The following is a 23,571-nucleotide window of genomic DNA, read 5'->3' as shown; positions in this document are numbered from 1 at the left end:
CCGCATTGGCGGGCCGTTGTTGTTTATTTTTCATAGCGTTGTGATCAGGCCTTGGCTGGCTCACTCTCACCCAGCGCGACGGTGTCACCCAAGCTGTCTTCGGTCTTGGCAACCACGCTGGCGGCGATGGCGTTGCCCAGCACGTTGGTGGCAGAGCGGCCCATATCGAGGAAATGGTCGATCCCCAGCAGCAGCAGGATGCCAGCTTCCGGAATATGGAACTGGTTCAGGGTCGCGGCAATCACCACCAGAGAGGCACGCGGTACCCCGGCCATCCCCTTGGAGGTGACCATCAGCAGCAGCAGCATGGTGATCTGCTGGGCCATGGAGAGCTCGATTCCATACGCTTGGGCAATGAACATCACCGCGAAGGTGCAGTACATCATGGAGCCGTCGAGGTTGAAGGAGTAACCCATCGGCAGCACGAAGCTGGCAATGCGCTTGTCACAACCGAACTTCTCCAGACGATCCAGGGTCTTCGGATAGGCGGCTTCAGAGCTGGCGGTCGAGAAGGCGAGCAGGATGGGTTCGCGGATCATCGCCAGCAGCTTGATGACACGACCACGCAGGAAGACGCTGCCCATGGCGATCAGCAGCAGCCAGAGGCAGGCCAGCGCGATGTAGAACTGGGCCATAAAGCTGCCGTAGGTAACCAGAATACCCAGCCCCTCTTTGGCCACCATGGCGGCGATGGCGCCAAATACCGCGAACGGCGCAAAGTTCATCACGTAACCGGTCACTTTCAGCATGATCTCGGCAGCGCTGGCCATCAGCACCACCACCGGCTTGGCCAGATCGCCGAGCGCAGCGGCGGCCAGACCGAAGAAGAGTGAGAAGACCACGATCTGCAGGATCTCGTTGGTGGCCATTGCCTCTACCACGCTTTTGGGGATGGCGTGGGTCACGAAATCTTTCAGGGTAATGGCACCGGCAGCAATGCCCGAGCTGGCGGTGTCATTGGGCAGGGAGAGCGAAAGCCCCACACCCGGCTGCATCAGGGTCACCATCACCAGACCCAGGCTCAGGGACATCAGGGAGGCCAGCATAAACCAGCCGAGGGTCTTGGCACCGATACGCCCCACGGTGCGGGTGTCGCCCATCTTGGCGATACCGACCACCAGGGTGGTGAAGACCAGGGGAGCGATGATCATCTTGATCAGTCGCAGGAAGATATCGGTCAGGATCGTGATGTTATTGGCAAAATCCGCAGCCTGATCTGCGGCAAACATGCGATAGCCCTGGCCGGTGAGGATGCCAAACATCATGGAGATGAGGATGGCGACCGTCAGTTTATTCATTTTCATGGGGGAGTCCCGGTTTTGATTGGTGCAAGCCGTAAACGGTGGCATGGGAGCCACAACAGTCCGTTTTTGTGATCCGAGCCGTTGATTCCTGGCGGCTGGTATGCTGGGAGAATGCCTAAAAGCAGGGGGTAAATCTAGAGGCTTTCTCCAGAATTTTATCCTGCCATTAGGTGTATGTGATATAGATCTTGCAAACCACCAATATTAATCACTGTTTATTTTGATTTCAGCGAGATATTTCGCATCCAGAGTTCGCTCATCGAGTGCCCGTGGCAACAGGCGAAAAGTGAGCAGCGCCGAGATGGTATGCTGCACCTGCATCTGGGCCATAAAGAGATCCGGTTCATCCTCGTCAAAGCCGAAGATCGGCCGTGATGGGGTCACCCTGACGGCATCGCGGTTAATGGTCAGCTCATCGACCTTGAGCCAGGAGTAACCCTCTGCCAGTGCCAGCTCCCCTGCCCGCTTGAGCACATATTTGCGGGCGGTCTCCCTGTCCACCAGATCGTTGCCAACAAACTCCAGCTGCCACTTGTCCGGGCCAAGCCGGGTCTGGGAAAAACCGGTCTGGCCGTTCCAGAATGACTTTTCACTCTGGTAAGGGGTGGCGCAGCCCACCAGCAGCAGGGTGAGCATCAGCAGACAACAGGGTTTAGATACGGATGCAGACACGAGAGGCCTCGCCAGGCAAATGAGCAACAGAGTTGTTACTACACCATAAAGCGCGGTGACTGCACAATCTGCTCACGCCAGCAGCGACCAGCGTGCATCACCACAGGCTTCACGCCTGTGCGGCGAATCGCAGGCAAAAGAAAAGGCCTTGTCGTTTGACAAGGCCTTTACCGGGGAATTTGGTCGGTGTGAGAGGATTCGAACCTCCGACCCTCTACACCCCATGCAGATGCGCTACCTGGCTGCGCTACACACCGACGGAGTCAGCTCGGCTGACGGGGGCAGAGTTTATGGAGATGACCCTGCCCTGTCAACAGGGAAACGCCGCCAATTCCTCGGCCACGGTGCGTTCGCCTGCTTTGCGAACAATCAGCGGTTAAAGGTCAGCCGCTTGCCCAGGATCTGGTCAGTCACCTGCCCGTTTTGCCAGGCGATCTGGCCATTCACCAGCGTCATCTCCACCGTGCTGTGGAAGCGGTAGCCGTTGAAGGGTGACCAGCCACAGTGGTAGAGGATGTTGTCGTCGTTGACCACATAGGGCTTGCCCAGATCCAACAGCACCAGATCGGCGAAGTAGCCCTCGCGGATATAACCGCGATCCTGCACCTGGAAGCGCTCGGCTACCGCGTGGGAGGTCTTCTTGACGATAGTCTCCAGGGTAAACACGCCGTTGTGGTAGAGCTCCAGCAGCGCCTGCAAAGAGTGCTGCACCAGCGGTACGCCGGACGGCGCCTTGAAGTAGCTGTTCTGCTTCTCTTCCCAGGTGTGGGGCGCGTGGTCGGTGGCGATGATGTCGAGCACGTCGTTGCGTACCGCATCCAGCAGTGCCTGCTGGTCGGCGGCACTCTTCACCGCAGGGTTGCACTTGATCAGGCTGCCCTGGGTCTCGTAATCGGCTTCATTGAAGAAGAGGTGGTGAACGCACACCTCGGCGGTGATGTTCTTGTCCTTCAGCTCGCTCAGGTCGTGGCTGGCGGTAAACAGCGACAGCTCCTTGGCCGAGGTCAGATGCAGCACATGCAGCTTGGCACCGTATTTTTTCGCCAGCGCCACCGCCATGCTGGAGGATTTGTAGCACGCCTCGTCACTGCGAATGCGGCCGTGCTCGCCCATCGGCACATTCTCGCCCCACTTGGCTCGCGCCGCCTCTTCGGCCTTGGCGATGGTCGGGGTGTCTTCGCAGTGGGTGACGATCATCACCGGACTTTCGCGGAAGATGGCCGCCAGGGTCTCCTGATTGTCCACCAGCATGTTGCCGGTCGAAGAGCCCATAAACACCTTGACCCCGCAGGACTGCTTGGGGTCGAGACGCTTGATCTCTGCAAGGTTGTCGTTGGTAGCACCGAGATAGAAGCTGTAGTTGGCGACGGAGGAGTTGGCGGCGATCTGGTATTTGGCTTCGAGGGCGTCGAGGGTGGTGGTCTGGGGATTGACGTTGGGCATTTCCATGAAACTGGTGGTGCCACCGGCGACGGCGGCACGGGATTCGCTGGCAATAGTCCCCTTGTGGGTCAATCCCGGCTCCCGGAAGTGGACCTGATCATCGATCATTCCGGGGATGAGATGACGACCTGCGGCATCGATAACCAGCGCATCGGGCGCCTCGATATCCGGGGCAATGCGGGCAATCCGTTCCCCCTCGATCAACACATCGGAGGCATAGATGCGGCCTTCGTTGACCAGGGTGGCATTTTTGATAAGCAGTTTGTTCATGGGGGGTTCCAGTTCCTTTGCCGATAATCGCGGGTCATAATAGCGCAAAACTGCCCTTTCTCTGTAGCAAGGCCTGACTGATGAAGTTATTTGTAAGAGATTTGACCGTGATCGACTCCAGCTACCTGTGCGAACGCCGCGGCATGGTGGGCGAGAGCTGGCTGGTAGATATCGAAATGAGCGGTGAGCTGAACGAAATGAGCATGCTGCTGGACTTTGGCCGGGTAAAGAAGCTGATCAAGTCGATCATCGATGAAGAGGTGGACCACAAGCTGCTGGTGCCGACAGAGTGCCCGCTGATCCACGTCGAGACACTGGATGGCGACGAAAGCACAGTGGATCTGCTGCGCCAGGGGCGCTCCATCCATCTGCGCTGCCCATCCCAGGGCTTCGCCTTTATCCCGGCACCGCAAGTTGATAAAGAGTCGGTGACCCGCTACCTGCTGGCGGTACTGGCCAAACGGCTACCGGGCAATATCAAGGATCTCTCCCTGACCCTGCGTCAGGAGGCGATCACCGGTGCCTTCTACCACTACAGCCACGGCCTGAAAAAGCACGATGGCAACTGCCAGCGCATCGCCCACGGCCACCGCTCCCCCATCGAGATCCACGTCGATGGTGAGCGCGACCAGGAGCTTGAGTTCAACTGGGCCGAACGCTGGGGCGATATCTACCTCGGCACCGAAGAGGACAAGGTGGCACTGACCGAGCTCACCTTGAACCCCCGCGCCAATGCCCAGCTTGGCGAGCATCACACCGGCTTCAAATATATGGCGCCCCAGGGGCTGTTCCAGCTGGCCATCCCCACCGCCGAGGTAGAGATGATCGACACCGACACCACGGTCGAGCTGCTGGCCTGCTACATCGCCCGCGAAGTGAAGAAGATGGTGGGCGACAAGTTCGTCAAGATTGTCGCTTATGAAGGGGTCGGCAAGGGCGCCATCGCCTACGCGTAATTCCTGCGTTGACTACCGCAATAACAAGGCCCCGCATCTGCGGGGCCTTGTTGTTTCAACTCTCGACCATCAGGCGCTGAGGCGGAAGCGCTTGACCAGGCTCTCCTGCTGCTCGGCAAGGGAGTCCAGCTGCTGGCTGGTCTCGGCTACCCGCTCAATCCCCTGATAGTTGAGATCCGAGATATCGGAGATGCGGTTGAGGTTGGTGGCAATGTCGGCGCTGGTGGCCTGCTGCTGCTCAGCGGCAGAGGCGATCTGGCTCGACATGTCGCTGATCAGCACCACAATCCCCTGCACCTCCTCCATGGCGTTGTTGGCGTGGGAGCTCTGTTCGACGCAACTGTCCATCTCGCGGGAGCACTCCTGCATCACGGTTACCGCCTTGGCGACCCCCTGCTGCAGGTTCTCGATCATGGTCTGGATCTCGCTTGTGGACTGGGCGGTGCGGCCCGCCAGACTGCGCACCTCATCCGCCACCACCGCAAATCCGCGCCCCTGCTCGCCGGCCCGCGCCGCCTCAATGGCCGCGTTGAGAGCCAACAGGTTGGTCTGCTCGGCAATGCCGCGAATGACATCGAGGATGTTGCCTATCTGGCTGCTCATGGCGCTCACATCACCAATCACCTTGCCGGTCTGTTGCAGCTTGCCCGCCAGCTGATGGGTGGTGGTGATATTGCCCGCCATCACCTTGCGTCCCATCTCGGAGGCCTTCTCCACATCCATCACTCGCTCCAGAGTCTGGTTGGCGGCCTGCGCCACTTCCCGCACCGATGCCTCCATCTGGGTCATGGCGGCGGCGACCGAGGCGGTCTCCTGTCGCTGTTTCTCCAGATCCGCCCGCACCGATTCGGTGGTGCGACGGTTGCCGTGGGCGGCATCGTTAAGCTGGGCCGATGCTTGTGAAAGCTGCGCCAGTACCTCCCCCATCTGGGCGATCAGCAGGTTGATCTGGCTGCCCAGCTGACCAAATTCATTCTTGCTCTGAAAACCGATGCGCTGGGTCATGTCGCCCTGGGTTACTTCGGTCAGCACCCGCAGCAACTCCCTGAGCGGACGGCGAATGGCCTTGCCCAGGGTATAAGCCACCAGCATGGCAATCAGGATGGCGACCGCTATGCTGGCTCCCTGAGTCAGGGTGCTCTGGCTCTGTGCGGCTTTGGCATGCTGAATGCTCTGGTTCATCAGTTGCTGGCTCTGATCGGTGATCCGCTCAAGCCGATCCTGAATTGCCACGATGAGCGCACTCGCCTGCTTGCTCTTCTCCCGCATCTGCTCCTGCTGTTGCATCAGCGCCAGATACTGGGCCAGGACACCTTCATTACCGGTCGTATCGCGCACGAAACCGTGGACGTAGTGACCCATGTTGTTGTCGAAATCCTTGAGCTCACCCTGCAGATCCTTGATGGTGCTGTTGAACCCCTCGATCTGCATCCTGTTGCGCTTGAGCGCAGCTTCAATGGGGGCCGGAATGCTCTGGTTGAGGGCATCCATGGTGGAGAGTTCGATAGCGGAAAGCTTGGTGGTCAGGGTCTCGGAGAGCATCTTGATGAAGCTGTCGTCGATGGTGATCATCATGTCCCCCAGACTCTTCTTGAACTGGGGCAAGCTGACCTGAAACTGCCCCTTGGCCAGATTGACCTTGTGCAATCGGGTGAGCAGCGCCTCGTGTTCGCCCGGCAGGGTATCGGTCAGTTGCAGGTAGCTGTCGACCTGCTGGCTCAGAGTGCCCATCTCCCCTTGCAGTTCGGGGTGGTGGGCGACCTGCTGGCGCAAGGCATCGAGGCTCTTGCCCACCGCGGCCTTGGCCTGTTTCAGTTCGGCCACTTCGGCAGGCAGCAGTTTGGGGTCCTGCTCGGTGAGCACATCCCCCAGCCACTTGTTGGCACTAAGCAGGGTGATCTGGGTCTGGCTGCTGGCAATCACCAGCGGCATAGACTGCCGGGTCACCTGTTCCAGCGCTCCCCCCAGGGTATTCTGACTACGAAATGTGAGTAGTGAACTGGCCACCATCACGGCCACCAGGATCGCGAAGCCAAGGTAGACTCGCTGCAAGATGGAGAGATCCGACATTGTTTGTTTCATTATTGTCCCGCTGTATATGCAAAAGTCCCTTGCCTGAGTACCCCGTCCTTTTGATACCCTGCAGACCCCTGAACAGGCGCTGCAGATGACGTCCCTCTGGCTATCGGTATTCTTAACAATAACTGAAGGGAATGGGACATCAGCTGTGTCAAATCTCGGCTTGTGTCACACTTGACGCGCTGCTCGCCTTCTTTCGGGAGCCGCTTGGGATGCAAGTTCAATTTTCTTTTTCATATAAGGGAGTTAGCCATGGCGCAAGAAACCATTTTCAGCAAAATCATCCGTAAAGAGATCCCTGCCGACATCCTTTATCAAGACGATCTGGTCACCGCATTCCGGGATATCCAGCCCAAGGCCAAGACCCATATCCTGATCATCCCGAATGTGCTGATCCCCACCGTCAATGACGTGGAAGCCGAACATGAACTGGCCCTTGGCCGGATGTTCACCGTGGCCCGCAAGCTGGCAAGCGATGCGGGCATCGCCGAAGATGGCTACCGCCTCATCATGAACTGCAACCGCCACGGTGGGCAGGAGGTCTACCACATCCACCTGCATCTGGTCGGCGGCGAGCCGTTGGGACCGCTGCTCAGCCTGTAATGAATCGCAACGCCTCAACCTGCCGCAGCGCCCTGTTGCTCTGCGGCGCCCTGCTGTTGCTGGGGGGCTGCGCCTCCCACTGGCAGGATATGTTTGTCTCCTACTCCGACCAGATGGTGCCCTTGCGCAACCAGCTGCTGCTGGGCCATGCCGCCGAGGCGCTGCCCGAAGTGCGCGACTCCACCCTCGGCGATGACACCTTTGTCCTCGATCGCCTTGAACAGGGGCGTATCGCCTGGCTGGCGGGGCAAGATGCGGACAGCAAGCAGGCGTTCACCGCCGCCGACAGCCGCCTTCAGTGGGAAGACAATCAGGCCGAATACCGGCTCAGTCACGGGCTCGATCAGGTGGGCAGCCTGCTTACCAACGACCAGTCGATGGCCTATCTCACCCCCGATTACGAACGCACCATGCTGCACCACTATCTGGCCCTCAACTACCTGCAACGGGGAGATGCCGATGGCGCCTTGGTGGAGGTACGCCGGGCCAATCAGGTGCAGGAGCAGGCCCTGAAACGGCGAGCCGATGAGGTACGCAAAGCGAAGGATGAGAGCGAAGAGGCCGAAGCAGAAGGCGAGATACGCCAGCTGATGTCGCGCGGCGCACCGGATCTCGACCGGTTGATCGGCAAGGTCAAGAACGGTTTTCAGAACGCCTACACCTTCTACTTTTCCGCCGTGCTCTATGAGGCGGCCGGGGATCTCAACGATGCCTGGGTCGACTATCAGCGCGGCTACCAGATAGCGCCAGACAACCGCAGCCTGCAAGATGCCTTGTTGCGTCTGGCGCGGCTGCGTGGCTCACCGGACGAGATCCGCGAGACCGAGAAAAAGATAGGCCGCAAAGCGCCGCCGCTTGCAAAAGATCAAGGCCAACTGGTGGTGCTGTTTGAAGATGGTTTGATCCCGGCACGGCGAGAACTGTTCCTGCCGCTCCCCATTTCCACCTCCCGCGGCGATTTTCGCACCTTTACCGTCGCCATCCCCTATTACGATAATCGGGCCAGCGACACCGGCCCGCTGACGGTGGAAGTCGGCAAGCGGGCCTGGCAGACCAGCGAGCTGGTCAGGCTGGAAGCGCTGGCCGCCAAAGATCTGCAAGAGCGGCTGCCCGGCATGCTGACCCGCCAGGCGCTGCGACTGGTGGCCAAGGAGCAGATGCGCCGCACCGCCGCCAAAGAGGGAGGGGATGTGGGCAATATTCTGGTGGGGATCTTCAACACCCTCTCCGAGCGGGCCGATACCCGCAGCTGGCTGACGCTGCCAGCTCAGGCATCGAGCTGGCAGGGAATGGTGCCAGCAAGTGACATCAACCTCACCCTGAGCGCGGGGGCGGCGCAGCGGCAATTGCCGCTCACCATCCACAAGGGCCGCACCACCCTGGTCTGGGTACAGCGCCTCGGCGCCGGCCTGACCACCCGGGTGATGCCGCTCTGAGCAAGCGGCAAAGAGAGATGAGCAAGACGATTAACCGGGCAGCCCCAGTGCTACCCCACTCACTCCAATTAAGGAGAGCAAGATGAAAGCATACGGGTTGGCCCTCGGGCTCGCGCTGCTGCTGACCGGCTGCGCCACCAACACCTCCGGCGTGGCGCTCTATGGCCCGGCGGGCGGTGCACCCACGCTGGAGCAGCATCAAAACGTCAACGTTACCCTGACCGAGCTGAGCCGCCGCCAGCAAAATGGCCTGCTGCAGGTCAATGTGGCCGCCGCCAGCACCCAGCGCGGCGATAACAAGCTGCAATATATCTTCTATTGGTATGATGAGGCTGGTCAGGAGGTCGCCAGCGATGGCCGCGGCTGGACCCCCATCAAGCTGCATGGCTATCAGACCCGCACCCTCTCGGCCCTGGCGCCCAGCCCGGCGGCGCAGGGTTACCGGATTTACGTACGCGAAGTGATTGAGGAATCCTACTGATGAAAATGAATCATGCCCTGCTGATCCTGACCGGCGCGCTGCTGCTGGGCGGCTGCTCCAGCACCACCGTCAGCTATGGCGATCCCACTGAAACCGAAACCGTCACCGTCGATTACGGCTCAAGCGATCTGCAGGCCATCGCCGACAAGATGGCGGACTCCATGCTCGCCTCCCCTGCCACCAGCGAGATCACCGCAGGCGGTCGTCCGGTGATGTTTATGGACTCCATCCGCAACAAGACCTCCGAGCACATCGATACCGAAGCCATCACCGATACCATCCGCACCAAGCTGCTGCGGGCCGGCAAGTTCCGCTTCGTCGACATGAGCAAGGTGGCCGCAGTCAAGCAGCAGCTCGAATACCAGCAGAGCAGCGGCATGGTGGATCCTGCCTCCATGGTGCGGCTTGGCAAACAGACCGGTGCCCGCTACATGGTCTATGGCAACCTCGCCAGCATCGTCAAGGACAATGGCAAGGTGAAGGATGTCTACTACCAGATGACCATGAACCTGATGGATCTGCAAAACGGCGAACTGCTGTGGGCCGATCAGAAAGAGATCCGCAAACAGGCGAAGAAATCCACCTTTGGCTGGTAACAGGCTCCCGGTGACAGGCAACTGTGATCCGCTACTGGCCAGCCTGCCCGCCCCCTGGCGGGAGGGGCAGCTGGAACCACTCGGGTTAGGCCTGACCAACTGCAACTATCGACTGCGCCTCCCCTCGGGGCGCAGTTACTTTTTGCGTCAGGGCCACTCCGACCCGGTGCGCCTTGGTATCGACCGTCCCACCGAGTGGCAGCTTTATCAGGGGGCGATAGCCGAAGGACTAGCGCTGCCTTGCCACTATGGCGATCCCGCCAGCGGTCTGATGCTGCTCGAATGGTGCGATGAGCCAAACTGGGTGCACGCGGCGCCACCGGCAGTCGATCAGCCCCGTCTGCTAGCTGAGGTGCTGCGCAAGCTCCATCGCCTGCCGCTACCTGCGGTGGTGATGGCGGTGCGAGCCCACGCGGCGGGCTATCGCGCCCGACTGGCACACATCCCCTCCTGGCTGCCCGCCCTGGAGCGGAGCTTGCTCGTCAGCAGTGAGCCAAATGATTGCTGGCGCCCTTGCCACCATGATCTCAATCCGGCTAACTTGTTGGGAAGCAAACCCTGGGTCATCGACTGGGAGTATGGCGCGGCAGGTCACCCCGGCTTTGAGCTCGCCAGCATCCAGCGCACCCATGAGTGGCCCGCCGAGCGGCGCGACGAGCTGGAAGCGCACTATCTGCAGGCCGTGCCGCGCCACCAGTGGCCCGATTTTCAGAGCGAGGCATTTTTACCCTGGGTCGACTATATCGGCCTGCTCTGGGCCCTGCTGATGGCAGAGCAACAGCCCTCACTCGACTATGACACCCTGATCGCCATCAACCGGCAACGACTGGAGTAACAGATGATAAACAAGGTGCGCTGGCACAAGCCGAAAACCTGGGGTCTGCTGCTGATCGGCCTGCTGCTGACCGGCTGCTCCACCCGAGTGATCTACTACTGGCTCGATACCGCCATCATCTGGCAGCTGGATGACTACTTTGCCCTCTCCTATTCGCAGAAGGATCTGCTCAGCCGTGAAGTGAAGGGGCTGATGGCCTGGCATCGCCAGCACGAGCTGCCGCGCTACGCCAAGGATCTCGACGCGCTGGCCAAGGCAGTGGCCAGCCCCATGACGCCGGAGCAGATCTCGATCAATCTCGATGCGGTGCAGCAGAGCCTGACCCGCACGCTGGAAAACACTATCCCCCGCGCGGTCAGGCTGGCGCGCACCCTGACCGACGGGCAGGTGGCCCGCTTCATGACCGATCGGGTCAAGCGGCAACAGGAGCGGCAAAAGGACTTTGCCACTGAGCCCAGAGAGCAGATGCTGGCAGAGTTTCGCGACAAGATGAACAAGCGGCTCGAGTTCTGGATTGGCGAGGTGAAACCGGCACAGGCGCCACTGGTGGCCCAGTGGGCCGAATGGCAATACGAGCTGATGCCCCCCTGGCTCGAGTTTCAGGAGTCCTGGACCCAGGAGCTGGACAGGCTGATGAAGCAGCGCCAGAGTCCCGACTTTACCCGCGAGCTGACCAACCTGCTGGCCGAGGGGGATGGGCTGATGGATGGCCGCTTTACCGGCTATACCGAACAGTCGCGCCAGCGTACCGTCAACTGGCTGAGCGCCATGAGCCAGTCGCTGGATATCTCTCAGCGGGCCCATCTCTACTCCCTGCTTAAGGGTTATGCCCGCGACTTCAAGCAGATGAGCGGCAGCTGACAGCCAGCACCGAATGGTGCCATGTGCCCGGGGCAACCTTGTTCAAACCGGGCGCTTATGGTAGTTTGCCCTTCCTATTTATCGGGAATTAACTTTTTGCGCCTTATCGACAAAGTAAAACTGGTGCTGGTAACTCTGGTTATCGCCCTCACCCTGCTTTGTTCCATCGCCCGAATGGAAGGCCCGCTGCTACCCGCATCTCCCCAGAGTGAACAGCAGCAGACTCAGGTGTTCAATCAGCTTAGCGACAGCGATGATGGCATCATCAAGTTTGTCGGCAGCCATCAGAATCACCTGCTGCGTCTCGAACAATCCCTGCGCAGTGACAACCAGCCCAAGAGTGTGGTCTACGAGCTGATCCAGAGCTGGTCGGCCCAGGCCATCCTGCTGTTACTGCTCGGCTGGCTGATGCTGGCCCCCGAGCTCTATCACAAACAGAGTTTTCGCGATCGCTTCGGTGCGATCCATCGGCGCCATCTACAGCGCCAACATCTGCAATACCGCTTCACCCAGAGCTATCTGAACGCCTGACCCCGGAGGGGCTGGCACATCCACTGTTTGCTCATCTCCTCTTCCTGACGGATCCGGCGACTGCCTGATCCGCATCTGATGCATCCCATTTTTTGCGCCTTGCCGAGCCTTGTTGCTATCGGCCCGGGCACCATTCTCCTGACAGAGGCTTGTTTGCCATGAGAAAGAGCAATCGCACCGTTCTCAACCGCATGAGCAAGTGGCAGTACGCACTGCTGCTGTTGATGCTGTTGACCTTTACCTTTTACTCCCTGCCCACCTTTTTTGGTGAGCAGCCCTCCCTCGGCCTGCACGGACAGCAGCGCCTGACCCCCCAGCAACAGATGTTGCTGAGCGACAAGCACCTGACCCCGATCAAGGTCATTGAGCAACCTGAGCGGGTCGAGCTGGTCTTTGCCAGCCAGGGCGAGCAGCAGCGCGCAAAGCAGTTGCTGGAGCAGCAAGGGGTCGACAGTGCCGCCCTGACCCTAGAGTTTCACTCCAACGCGCCGACCTGGATCACCCGCCTCGGCGCCGATCCCATCAAGCTGGGACTGGACCTGCGTGGCGGCTCCCAGCTGCTTATCGGGGTGGACGTGGACTTTGTCATCGACAATCAGACCAAGAATCTGGTGGATACCCTGCGCACCCGCTTCCGTGAAGCCAATCTGCGCGGCGCCAGCGTCACGCGCAGCGCACAGGGCGCGGTAGCCGTCACCCTGCCGGAGGTCGCCGAACAGGAGAGCTGGCTCGCCATCATCAAGGAGAGTGCCGGTACCCGACAGGATCAGTGGAAGCTGACCCGCTCCGGCAATGATCTGAAACTGGTGCTGAGCGATGCTGAGCGCACCCTGCTGGTCAACAACGCCGTGACCCAGAACCTGTCGATCCTGAAAAAACGGATCAACGAACTCGGCATCGTCGAGGCCTCGGTGGTTCGTCAGGGGCAGGATGGTATCCGTATCGAACTGCCCGGGGTGCACAACCCCAAGCAGGCGAAAGAGGTGATCGGGGCCACCGCCTCGCTGGCCTTCTACGAGGCCAAAGCCGATAGCCATTTCTATATCGCCGATCGCAACGGTCAGGCCGTCGGCATGGCACGCAAGCCGGTGCTGACCGGCGAGCACATCGTCGATGCCCGCGCCAATATGGGCGAGATGGGTCAACCCCAGGTCAATATCGTGCTTGACACCCTGGGTGGCAGCAAGATGAACCAGTTCAGCCGCCAGCATGTGGGCAAGCCGATGGCGACCGTCTTCACCGAGTACAAGACCAACGCCCAGGGAAAACTGCGCGCCCAGAGCGAGGTGATCAACGTCGCCACCATCCAGACCGCCCTTGGCAACCAGTTCCGCATCACCGGTATTGGCAGTCTGCCGGAAGCGCAAGAGCTGGCCATGCTGCTGCGTGCCGGCGCCCTCACCGCCCCTCTCAAGATCCTGGAAGAACGCAGTATTGGCCCGACGCTGGGGATGCAGAATATCGAGGCGGGCTTCACCGCACTGGCCTTCGGTATGGCAGGCATGATGCTGTTTATGATGGCCTGGTACCGCAAATTCGGCTGGGTTGCCATCACGGCGCTGGTCGCCAACCTGTTGATGCAGGTCGGCATGCTGGCAGTGCTGCCGGGCGCCGTGCTGACCCTGCCGGGGATCGCCGGTCTGGTGCTGACGGTGGGCATGGCGGTGGATACCCATGTGCTGATCTTCGAGCGGATCAGGGACCGTCTGCGAGAAGGGGGCTCATTGGCCAACGCCATCGACTTTGGCTATCGCTCGGCCTTCCACACCATTTTCGATGCCAACATCACCACCCTCATCTGCGCCGTGGTGCTCTACTCCATCGGCTCCGGGCCGCTGCAGGGCTTCTCCATCACCCTCATTCTGGGTCTGCTCTCCAGCATGCTCACCGGGATCTGGGGAACGCGCGCCATCATCAATCCCCTGTGGGGACGCAGCAACGAGCGCACGCTGAAGGTGTAACGGGACAGCAATCCCTCTGATGAGCGGCTTTGGCTGCGCCATCGGCCATGGATATGGCCGGAGCGGCCAAAGCAGAACACTATTTCCCGGCGTGTCGCGACACGTCGTGATGGGCCAACAGCCTGATGCTGGCTGGCCAAGGAGAGAATTATGTTGAGAATGATCGTTGCCATGGGGCTGACCCGTTGGCGTTATATCGGCCTGTGGGCTTCCATCCTGCTGACCGTGGCCAGCGTCGCCATCTTGCTGGTGAACGGCCTGACACTGGGGCTCGATTTTACCGGCGGGATCCTGCTGGAGTTTCATATCCAGACCCTGAAAGAGGCCCATGAGCTCAATGCCATGCTGGTCTCCCCGCTGGCGGGAGCCGTTGAGCTGAGCTCGGCCGGTATTCCCGGCGAGTGGCTGATCAAACTGCCCCCCCACGAACTGCCCTGGCCCGCGGCGGATCTCGCCACCATGCTGACCCAACAGCTGGGGATGCCGGTCGAGTTGCTGCGCACCACCATCGTCGGTCCTCAGGTGGGTGCCGAGCTGTTCCAGCAGGGTATGCTGGCCGTGCTGGTCGCTTCGCTGGCGATGTCGGCCTATCTGGCGTTTCGCTTCGAGTGGCGTCAGGCCATCGGCATCCTGCTCTCGGTGGTCCATGACGCTATCGTAGCGCTGGGGCTGCTGTCACTCTTTCAGATCGAATTCGATCTGAACATCATCGCCGGTCTGATGGCGGTGATCGGCTACTCCCTCAACGACAGCATCGTCATCTCGGACAGGTTGCGGGATCTGCTGAGCTCGCGTACCCAGATGGGCATCCACGAATGCTCCGATGTGGCCATCAGGGCAACCTTCAGTCGCACCATGATCACCTCGGGCACCACCCTGTTTACCGTGGGCGCGCTGCTGCTGTTTGGCGGTGACGCTCTCTACGGCTTCTCCTTCACCCTGTTTGCCGGGATCCTGGTAGGCACCGTCTCCTCTATTACCGTTGCCTCGACCGTGCAGGAGCTGCTGGGCCTCACCCCGCAGGCCTATCAGAAAAAGAGCGAGGAGCCAGTGGCCAACGCAGCCTGACCCTTGCTATCCAGAGTCGGCTAATCGAGCCTCTACCAACTATGCCCTTGCCAACCATTGGCAGGGGCTTTTTCTACCCTCCCCCGCCAATCCCCGTCGCTCCTGTTACTGGCCAAGTCGCCTCAATTGACAACTGACCATATTGAAAGCAATGACGGATCAATCCGTCATTTTTAATAACAAAAAGGTCATTTTATTACGTCAAAAACCCTGAAATGTGACTGAAAGCACTTTCTTGAGGGTTCAAAGGAGGCAACATTGTAGTGATTTATCTACAAAGGGATATGAGATGTTGTTACAACCTGCCAATACAGCAAAAGCCAGACAGTTGCTGAACGAGACCATGGCTCTGGTACTCGCAGGAGGGCGGGGTAGTCGCCTCAAACAGTTAACCGACAACCGTGCCAAGCCTGCCGTCCATTTCGGCGGCAAATTCCGCATTATCGATTTCGTGCTCTCCAACTGCATCAACTCCGGCATTCGTCGGGTCGGTGTCGTGACCCAGTACAAATCCCACAGCCTGTTGCGCCATCTCCAGTCCGGCTGGTCTTTCCTGCGCTACCAGATGAACGAATTTATCGATCTGCTCCCTGCCCAGCAGCGAGTGGATGAGGTGAACTGGTATCGAGGTACCGCCGATGCGGTCTACCAGAATCTGGATATCATCCGCGATCACGCCCCCAAATATGTGGTGGTACTGGCAGGCGATCACATCTACAAGATGGATTACGCCGCCATGCTGCTCGACCACGTCAATATGGGTGCCAAGGTGACTGTAGCCTGCATAGAGGTGCCACGCAGTGAAGCAAGCGCCTTCGGGGTAATGGCTGTGGATGATGATCGCAAGATCAACGCCTTCGTCGAAAAGCCCGCCAACCCGCCTGCCATGCCGGGCAAGGCCGACACCGCGCTGGCCTCCATGGGCGTCTATATCTTTGATGCCGAATATCTCTACCAACTGCTGGAAGAGGACATTGCCAACGCACAGTCCCATCACGATTTCGGCATGGACGTGATCCCCCGCGTGGTGAAAGAGGGTACTGCATTCGCTCACCCGTTTGGCATGTCCTGTGTCGGTTGCTGTCCGGATCGCCGTCCCTACTGGCGCGACGTGGGCACCGTGGACTCCTTCTGGGAAGCCAACATGGATCTCGCCTCCGTCACGCCGGAGCTGGATATCTACGATCAGGAGTGGCCCATCTGGACCAGCCAGAACATGACCCCTCCCGCCAAGTTCGTGCAGGACAGAAACGGTCAGCACGGCATGACCATCAACTCGATGTTTTCGGGCGGCACCATCGTCAGCGGCTCCTTCATCCTGAGCTCGGTGCTCTTCACCAATGTACGGGTCGACTCCTTCTGCACTCTGGATCAGGCCGTTATCTTCCCGGGTGTGGAGATTGGTGCCGGCTGCCGGCTGCGTCGGGTAGTGATCGACAAGGGGTGCAAGCTGCCGGAAGGGATGGTGATCGGTGAGAACGCCGATGAAGATGCCCGCCGCTTCCACCGATCCGAACAGGGGATCGTACTGGTCACCAAGCCCATGCTGGATGCACTGGCAAAAACGGCGCGCAAGCAGGCTGTAGAGCAGGCCGTACCGGCATAACTCTCCGACCAGCACTGTTATCGCGACAAAAAACGGGAGCCCTTGCAGGCTCCCGTTTTTTATAGCCACTTGCCCCCCGCCATTCGACCTCCCCTTTTTAGGCTGTAAATGTATAATTACAGCAGTAGCTTTTCATGGACAAATTTGGCAGTTAATCCAAACCTTTGGCGATGAGCAGTACTTTCATATTGCCAAAAGGCTATTAAATTCCATATTCACACTTGAAAGTTGGCATTTACTTGGTATTGTGATGGCCATACGTAACGAAAGTGGTACTTTCGTAAACTTAAAATTACAGCTGGTGGTATCAAAACCAGTGTGCTGACTCTGACGAGGCGAAGAGGCTATGCAACGAGATCCCCTGAACAACATCCATATCCAGTCCGAACAAGTGATGATCACGCCTGCCCAGCTCAAGGAGAAGTTACCCATCTCCGACAAGGCGCTGGCATTCGTGCAAGGGGCCCGCAATACCATCGCCGACATCATTCACCGCCGCGATCACCGCCTGTTGGTGATCTGTGGTCCCTGCTCCATCCACGACATGGACGCCGCCAAAGAGTACGCAACCAGACTCAAAGCGCTGCATGATGCTTATCAGGACTCTCTCTACATTGTCATGCGGGTCTACTTTGAAAAGCCGCGCACCACGGTCGGCTGGAAAGGCTTTATCAACGACCCCAATCTGGATGGCACCTTCGATGTGGAACTGGGGCTGCACCGTGCCCGCGAGCTGCTCTGCTGGCTGGCGGAGCTGGAGTTGCCGCTGGCCACAGAAGCGCTCGACCCCATCAGCCCGCAATACCTGGCGGAGCTCTTCTCCTGGTCAGCTATTGGCGCCCGTACCACCGAATCCCAGACCCACAGGGAGATGGCGTCCGGCCTCTCCATGCCGGTCGGCTTCAAGAACGGCACCGACGGCAACCTGGGGACTGCCATTAATGCGTTGCAGGCGGCCTCCTCCCCTCACGCCTTTATGGGGATCAACCAGCAGGGCCAGGTTGCGCTGCTGCAGACTCAGGGCAACCCGGATGGCCACGTGATCCTGCGCGGCGGCAAACATCCCAACTATGACTCGGTCAACGTGTCGCTGGCGGAAGAGGCGCTGGAGAAAGCGGGCCTGCTGCCGAGCCTTGTGGTGGATTGCAGCCACGGCAACTCCAGCAAGGATCACCGTTTGCAGCCCAAGGTGGCCGACAACGTCATCCACCAGATCCAGGAGGGCAACCGCTCCATCATCGGGGTGATGCTCGAATCCAACCTGTTCGAGGGAAACCAGTCCAGCGAGCAGCCCAAGGAGCAGATGCGCTACGGGGTCTCCATCACCGATGCCTGCATCGACTGGGACACCACCGCTACCCTGCTGGACCGCTGCCACAACCAGCTGGCTGACCCCCTCAAGGGCAGAACTGCACGGTAAGCCGTGGTATCTTGTCGTAACCTATTGAACAATCGAGGTATCACTAGTGGTGGCATCAAACCGCTCACGCCGTGATACCTTGTTGCATCTTGATTTTCAGGGCGCCGCCGCTCGCGGCGCCAGCAGGGACTGGATATGGCTGAAGAGTTGAATGTACTCAGGGACAAGATAGATGCGGTGGACAAGCAGCTGATCGATCTGCTGGCCGCCCGTCTGGCCCTGGTGGGAGAAGTGGGTGAAGTAAAGAGCCGCCACGGCCTGCCCATCTATGCACCGGACCGGGAAGCGAGCATGCTGGCCCGCCGCCGCGCCGAGGCCGAGCAGTTAGGGGTGCCCGGCGATCTCATCGAAGATGTGCTGCGCCGGGTGATGCGTGAATCTTATGCCAGCGAGAAAGATACTGGCTTCAAGTGTATGAAGCCGGACCTTGGCAAGGTGGTCATCATCGGCGGTCAGGGCCAGCTTGGCCGGCTGTTCGGTCATATGTTCAGCCTCTCCGGCTACCGGGTCGAGACGCTGGAACAAGCAGACTGGCCGCGCGCTGACGAGATCCTGCAGGGCGCAGGACTGGTGATGGTGGCAGTGCCCATCGACATCACCTGCCAGCTCATTGATCGGCTCGGCAACCTGCCCGCAGATTGCCTGCTGGTTGATGTCACCAGCGTGAAAGCGGCGCCGCTCGAGCACATGCTGGCTGTGCACCAAGGGCCGGTACTGGGACTGCACCCCATGTTCGGGCCGGATGTGGCGAGCCTTGCCAAGCAGGTGATCGTCTGCTGTCAGGGGCGCGACGGCGCCGCCAGCCAGTGGCTGCTGGATCAGATGACTATCTGGGGCGCCCGCTTGCAACAGGTAGAAGCCAAGGCCCACGATGAGGCGATGACCCTCATTCAGGCACTGCGTCACTTCGCCACCTTTGCCTATGGCTGGCACCTCGCGCGCGAGCAGGCCAATCTGGATCGCCTGCTGGCGCTAAGCTCCCCCATCTACCGGCTGGAGCTCGCCATGGTGGGGCGGCTGTTCGCTCAGGATCCCCACCTCTATGCCGACATCATTTTGTCGTCACCGCAGAATCTGGCGATGATCCGTCGCTACTACCAAAACTTCGGCGAAGCGCTGGGGCTGCTGGAGCGGGGCGACAGGGACGGTTTCATCGAGGCCTTCTCTCAAGTCTCCGGTTTCTTCGGCGAACACGCCGACCAGTTCCTGCGTGAAAGCCGCATGTTGCTCGCCCAGGCCAACGACCGCCGCCAACACGGCTGATCCTGCAAAAGCAGGAACGCTCATATCACCAAAAAGGGAAGATACTCAGGCATCTTCCCTTTTGTTTGTTACTAATTTCAACGCTAACTCAGTCGAGAGCGGCGACACACCAAGCACCTACCGCTGATTGGCCTCACAATCCCCTCCCCCTGTGCAGCATCACATCCACCATGTATGCCCCCTCAATATCCGCACAATCCGCGCAAATAGCACCGCCCCTTGCAAGGGCAGCCAGATTCTCACGGTCAAACCAAGCTGCTGCGAGCAACGACTGTATGACGTAAAGGAGAGCAGTGCCCTCCCCATCAAAGAGATAAGCAGGAAGCAGGAAGCAGGAAGCAGGAAGCAGGAAGCAGGAAGCAGGAAGCAGGAAGCAGGAAGCAGGAAGCAGGAGAGATTAACCGAGACAAATGGTTTGCCAAAGATCACTTAACACAGCAATCCGGCGATTTATCATGGCGCCAATCCGCTGTCGCCAAAAAAGAAAATGGCCGAGAAATTATCTCGGCCATTTGTAGCCTGGTCAAAGACTCAAGCCTGGATATTACTCTTGTTCAACTTATTAGAAGTTGTACTGCAGAGCAACAGTCCACTCGTCGTCATGCTTCTCGATACCCTGGATCTTGTACTCGGTGTAAGCTTTCAGCTTCGGAGTGAAAGCGTACTGAACACCCAGCAGGGTCTCGTCAACCAGATCCTTGTAAGTAGAACCGGCAGCTTGAGCGTTGGCCTTGCCTTCTTTGAAGTTGTAACCAGCCAGGAAGGTCCAAGCATCTACGTTGTAAGAAGCAGCCAGCTCGTAACCACGGCCGTCATCTTTCAGACCCAGGCTCTTGTTCTTCACTTCGCCTTCAGTGTAAACACCGGCAAAATAGAAGCCATTGATAGCGTAGTGCGCGCCAATAGCCCACTCGTCTTTCTTACCAGTCTGACCATTAACTTTGTTTTGCAGGTCGGAGTAGGCATAACCGGCGTTGAAGCCCAGGCCGAAGTCAAAATCGTAACCGGCGGCAACGGCATAAGCTTTCTTACGCTTAACGTCGGAACCAAAGATGGCATCTTCTTTGACCTTCTGACCAACGTCAGTGATCTTGACCGCTACGTCGTCATTGGTTTGGTAGGAAACTTTACCTTTGAAACCACCGAAGGTGTTGGAGTAGATAACCTGGCCTTCCTGACGACCGTCATAGAAGTTACCCGCATCGCCCCACTCGTTGAAAATATCGGTCGGCTCGAGTACGTCGTAGAAAGCAGTGTCGGTCTGACCGAAGATGATTTTACCGTACTGGGTGCCGTCAAAGCCTGCATAGATATGACGAGCATCGAACTTGCTAGACTTACCGTCACTGCCCTTGTCGGAGTTTTCAGCAGCAACTTGCCACTCGGTCTTGGCGATACCGGACCAGGTGTTGTTCAGAGCAACTTTACCGGACCAGCCCAGACGGGAAGAACCAATCAGCTCGCCATCGGTATCATCGTGCTCACCGTAGTAGTTAGCCTGTACACGGCCGTATACGTCGAAAGTGGTACCGTCTTTGTCATAGATCACTGCGGCGTTAGCGGCGGATGCAAACAGAGCCGGAATAGCAATAGCCAGAATTGTCTTTTTCATAGTTTCCAATGCCTACTGTAATTAAACACTAAGTTGTTGTTATTCCCTGTGTTAGCGATGTTCTTTGCATCACTATGCCGCCGAGACTAGCACCGGATTTTTTGAACCGCAATGAAAAAACTTGGAACTTTTTACGCAAACCATAGTCATGGAGGCAAAAATGTGAGCCAAGTCTCACCTGACGGCAAGGTAAAAGGAAAACGTTTACAATGAATCCTGCTGATTATTTGGACTCAAATAGTCTATTTTGCATGCAAATAACGCTAACTACCTGATAAACAACCAAAGTGGTCTGATCAGCGTAAAACTGCCGTGATAATGGCTGTTGCCTCGACCTCACCGAGGGGTTGCGGGTATCCTTGTCCTTCTATTAACCCCTAACTGGCCTTCTCTTCATGCTCTCTACTCGCCTCAAAGCAACCATTCGTCAAACCTATCGCCAGATTTCGGATGGATTACCCGGTTTTGTGCCGCGCAAAGAGCAGAACTTTCTGGTGGCCGAGATAGCCAAAACCCTGACCGGCGAGTACGACAAACAACGCCGTATTCTGGTTGCCGAAGCGGGCACCGGTATCGGCAAATCCCTCTCCTATGCGCAGGGCGCCATTCCGGTGGCGCGACTCACCCAGAAGAAGCTAGTGATCTCCACCGCCACAGTGGCCCTGCAAGAGCAGCTGATCCACAAAGACCTTCCTTTTTACCACCGCCACAGCGAGCTTCCGTTTCGCTTTATGCTGGTCAAGGGGCGTCAACGCTACTGTTGCGAGCATCTGCTGGAGCAGGCAGCCAGTGGCGCCGAGATGGCCAACTTCGAGCTCGACTTTGGCAGTTTGAGCAAATCCAAACCATCGGACAGCGACAAGGATCGCTACCAGGCGCTGTGGCAGGCCTACACCAATGGCAAGTGGGACGGGGATCGGGACAACTGGCCGGAGCCCATTCCCGACACTTGCTGGGATCGCATCGCCGCAGACCGCCACACCTGCAACAAGGCGCTGAGCCATCACCAGCACTGCCCCTTTCATCGCGCCCGCAACGACATGGAGAGCGCCGATGTGCTGGTCGTCAACCATGCGCTACTGCTCTCCGATCTCACCATGGGCGGCGGCATCATTCTGCCGCCCCCTGATGAGTGCATCTATGTGCTGGATGAGGCCCATCACCTGCCCACCATCGCCCGGGATCACGGCGCAGCGTCGGCCAGCGTCAAAGGCTCGCGTCGCTGGCTGGAGAAGCTGGTACAAAGTGCAGGCAAGCTGGCGCGGACTCTTAATAAGGAGAGCCTGCTCGACCCCCAACTCAAACTGCAGGATGCACTGGCCACCATCCAGCCTGATCTGAAGGCGGTCGAGCAGTGGCTCAGCGCCAACGATCGGCTGTTTGGCACGGAACCCCACTACCGCTTCGTCGAAGGGGTATTGCCGGATCCCCTGCCCATGCTGGCGGAGAATCTCAAGGAGTCGAGCAAGAAGGCGCTGCGAGCGCTGGATCGGATGCAAGGGGCCATAGGTGAAGCGCTGAAAGATGGCGAGATCCGCCGCAAGGAGGCCGAACCCCTGTTGGCAGAGAGCGGTTTTCATCTGCAGCGGCTGGAGAGTTTCTGCGCCCTCTGGGAGATGCTGGGGCGCCATGTGCCGACCGGCAAAACCCCGCTCGCCCGCTGGATGGCCAAGAGCGATGACGGCGATATCTGGCTGCACGCTTCACCGATAGAGGTGGGCTATCTGCTGGAGGAGTGGCTCTGGTCGAAATGTCTGGGAGCCGTACTGGTCTCCGCGACCCTCACAGCACTCTCTTCCTTTAGTTATTTTCGCCATCAGGTGGGGCTCAAGGAGCACGACGGTACCCGCTATCTGCGCCTTCGCTCCCCCTTTGACTACCAGAAAGCCGAGCTCTATCTGCCCAAGATGGAGCACGAACCCAACTCACCAGCCTTTACCAATGAACTCATCAGCGTGCTGCCACGTATTCTGGCGGGCAAGGAGGCGAGTCTGGTGCTCTTCTCCTCCTACCGCCAGATGAATGAGGTGGCCGTTGGCTTGCGAGCCAAGGGACTGTCACTGCTGGTGCAGGGGGAAGCCTCCCGCAATGCCCTGCTCACCCTGCACAAGCAGAAATGCGATGGCGGTCAAGCCAGCATCCTGTTTGGTACCGGCAGCTTCTCGGAGGGGCTGGATCTGCCGGGTCACTACCTCACCAATCTGGTGATCACCAAACTCCCCTTTGCGGTGCCCAACTCGCCGGTCGAGGAGGCTACCGCCGAGTGGGTGGAGCAGCGAGGAGGCAACCCCTTTCTGCAACTGACGGTGCCGGAGGCATCGCGCAAACTGATCCAGGCCTGTGGCCGCCTCATCCGCAAAGAGGCCGATCGGGGGCGAGTCACCATTCTTGACCGGCGTCTGCTGACCAAACGTTATGGCAAGGGGTTACTTGATGCCCTCCCCCCGTTTACACGGCGGATCGAATAAATAAGCATGCCGTTATTGATAAATGAACTGACAACTGCACGAACATACACCTCCAGAAAGAGCCATTGCCGCAGTAGACCAAACCTGTAAAAATGAGCCCCTGTTT

19 protein-coding genes and 1 tRNA gene are annotated in these 23,571 nt (G+C 58.8%); 14 read left to right on the top strand and 6 right to left on the bottom strand.

Annotated elements, in window-relative coordinates; translation table 11 throughout:
* Nucleotides 1–44 precede the first annotated feature (44 nt).
* From G5306_RS00575 to G5306_RS00560, 4 genes are all read right to left on the bottom strand, one after another.
* On the bottom strand, nt 45–1,304 hold the full coding sequence (locus G5306_RS00575; RefSeq protein ID WP_421202613.1) for a dicarboxylate/amino acid:cation symporter: 1,260 nt from the start codon (nt 1,302–1,304) through the stop codon (nt 45–47).
* Nucleotides 1,305–1,508: 204 nt separating this feature from the next.
* Nucleotides 1,509–1,940, bottom strand: coding sequence for a CC0125/CC1285 family lipoprotein (locus G5306_RS00570; protein WP_216980324.1), 432 nt, complete (start codon nt 1,938–1,940; stop codon nt 1,509–1,511).
* A 216-nt stretch (nt 1,941–2,156) separates the two neighbouring features.
* Nucleotides 2,157–2,233 (bottom strand) — tRNA-Pro (locus G5306_RS00565).
* Nucleotides 2,234–2,345: 112 nt separating this feature from the next.
* Nucleotides 2,346–3,689, bottom strand: a complete 1,344-nt coding sequence (locus G5306_RS00560) for a dihydroorotase (protein WP_075115531.1) — start codon at nt 3,687–3,689, stop codon at nt 2,346–2,348.
* A gap of 80 nt (nt 3,690–3,769) precedes the next feature.
* On the opposite strand from G5306_RS00560, the gene G5306_RS00555 reads away from it, so the two are divergent.
* On the top strand, nt 3,770–4,645 hold the full coding sequence (locus G5306_RS00555; protein WP_421312058.1) for a 6-pyruvoyl trahydropterin synthase family protein: 876 nt from the start codon (nt 3,770–3,772) through the stop codon (nt 4,643–4,645).
* A gap of 69 nt (nt 4,646–4,714) precedes the next feature.
* On the opposite strand, the gene G5306_RS00550 is transcribed toward G5306_RS00555, so the two are convergent.
* Nucleotides 4,715–6,727 carry a methyl-accepting chemotaxis protein gene (locus G5306_RS00550; protein WP_216979043.1) on the bottom strand — a complete coding sequence of 671 codons (2,013 nt, stop codon included), beginning with the start codon at nt 6,725–6,727 and terminating at the stop codon, nt 4,715–4,717.
* Between the two features lie 249 nt (nt 6,728–6,976).
* On the opposite strand from G5306_RS00550, the gene hinT reads away from it, so the two are divergent.
* The 12 genes from hinT to tyrA all read left to right on the top strand — a co-directional run bounded on the left by hinT (nt 6,977) and on the right by tyrA (nt 19,385).
* On the top strand, nt 6,977–7,327 hold the full coding sequence (gene hinT, locus G5306_RS00545) for a purine nucleoside phosphoramidase (protein ID WP_266133813.1): 351 nt from the start codon (nt 6,977–6,979) through the stop codon (nt 7,325–7,327).
* Nucleotides 7,327–8,763, top strand: coding sequence for a COG3014 family protein (locus G5306_RS00540; RefSeq protein ID WP_421312057.1), 1,437 nt, complete (start codon nt 7,327–7,329; stop codon nt 8,761–8,763). The genes hinT and G5306_RS00540 overlap by 1 nt, the downstream gene beginning before the upstream one ends.
* Before the next feature lie 82 nt (nt 8,764–8,845).
* Nucleotides 8,846–9,244 carry a YcfL family protein gene (locus tag G5306_RS00535; protein WP_005334038.1) on the top strand — a complete coding sequence of 133 codons (399 nt, stop codon included), beginning with the start codon at nt 8,846–8,848 and terminating at the stop codon, nt 9,242–9,244.
* Nucleotides 9,244–9,840, top strand: a complete 597-nt coding sequence (gene lpoB, locus G5306_RS00530; protein WP_005302153.1) for a penicillin-binding protein activator LpoB — start codon at nt 9,244–9,246, stop codon at nt 9,838–9,840. The genes G5306_RS00535 and lpoB overlap by 1 nt, the downstream gene beginning before the upstream one ends.
* A 10-nt stretch (nt 9,841–9,850) precedes the next feature.
* The gene (locus G5306_RS00525; protein WP_254204278.1) at nt 9,851–10,675 is read left to right on the top strand and encodes a phosphotransferase; all 825 of its coding nucleotides are present in this window, start codon (nt 9,851–9,853) and stop codon (nt 10,673–10,675) included.
* 3 nt (nt 10,676–10,678) lie between these two features.
* Nucleotides 10,679–11,536 carry a DUF6279 family lipoprotein gene (locus G5306_RS00520; protein ID WP_421312056.1) on the top strand — a complete coding sequence of 286 codons (858 nt, stop codon included), beginning with the start codon at nt 10,679–10,681 and terminating at the stop codon, nt 11,534–11,536.
* Nucleotides 11,537–11,632: 96 nt separating this feature from the next.
* Nucleotides 11,633–12,067, top strand: coding sequence for a hypothetical protein (locus G5306_RS00515; protein WP_043819384.1), 435 nt, complete (start codon nt 11,633–11,635; stop codon nt 12,065–12,067).
* 158 nt (nt 12,068–12,225) lie between these two features.
* The gene (secD, locus tag G5306_RS00510; RefSeq protein WP_421312054.1) at nt 12,226–14,028 is read left to right on the top strand and encodes a protein translocase subunit SecD; all 1,803 of its coding nucleotides are present in this window, start codon (nt 12,226–12,228) and stop codon (nt 14,026–14,028) included.
* Nucleotides 14,029–14,178: 150 nt separating this feature from the next.
* The gene (gene secF / locus G5306_RS00505; RefSeq protein ID WP_257690224.1) at nt 14,179–15,096 is read left to right on the top strand and encodes a protein translocase subunit SecF; all 918 of its coding nucleotides are present in this window, start codon (nt 14,179–14,181) and stop codon (nt 15,094–15,096) included.
* 289 nt (nt 15,097–15,385) lie between these two features.
* Nucleotides 15,386–16,702, top strand: a complete 1,317-nt coding sequence (glgC, locus tag G5306_RS00500) for a glucose-1-phosphate adenylyltransferase (protein ID WP_216954048.1) — start codon at nt 15,386–15,388, stop codon at nt 16,700–16,702.
* 346 nt (nt 16,703–17,048) lie between these two features.
* Nucleotides 17,049–18,122 (top strand): 3-deoxy-7-phosphoheptulonate synthase, encoded by a 1,074-nt coding sequence (locus G5306_RS00495; protein WP_139411344.1) that lies wholly within the window; start codon nt 17,049–17,051, stop codon nt 18,120–18,122.
* Nucleotides 18,123–18,257: 135 nt separating this feature from the next.
* Nucleotides 18,258–19,385 (top strand): bifunctional chorismate mutase/prephenate dehydrogenase, encoded by a 1,128-nt coding sequence (gene tyrA / locus G5306_RS00490; RefSeq protein ID WP_421312051.1) that lies wholly within the window; start codon nt 18,258–18,260, stop codon nt 19,383–19,385.
* A 562-nt stretch (nt 19,386–19,947) separates the two neighbouring features.
* Here the strand turns inward: tyrA and G5306_RS00485 are convergent.
* A complete protein-coding gene (locus G5306_RS00485) occupies nt 19,948–20,997 on the bottom strand; it encodes a porin (protein WP_088869706.1) in 1,050 nt (349 codons plus the stop codon).
* A 395-nt stretch (nt 20,998–21,392) separates the two neighbouring features.
* Between G5306_RS00485 and dinG the strand changes: the two genes are divergently transcribed.
* Entirely contained in the window at nt 21,393–23,465 is a 2,073-nt protein-coding gene (gene dinG / locus G5306_RS00480; RefSeq protein ID WP_421173160.1) for an ATP-dependent DNA helicase DinG, read from the top strand.
* The last annotated feature ends 106 nt before the right edge of the window (nt 23,466–23,571 follow it).

Source organism: Aeromonas sp. 603404, from assembly GCF_049171775.1.
Lineage (GTDB): Bacteria > Pseudomonadota > Gammaproteobacteria > Enterobacterales > Aeromonadaceae > Aeromonas > Aeromonas veronii_A.
This window is presented reverse-complemented; position numbering and strand designations above follow the sequence as displayed.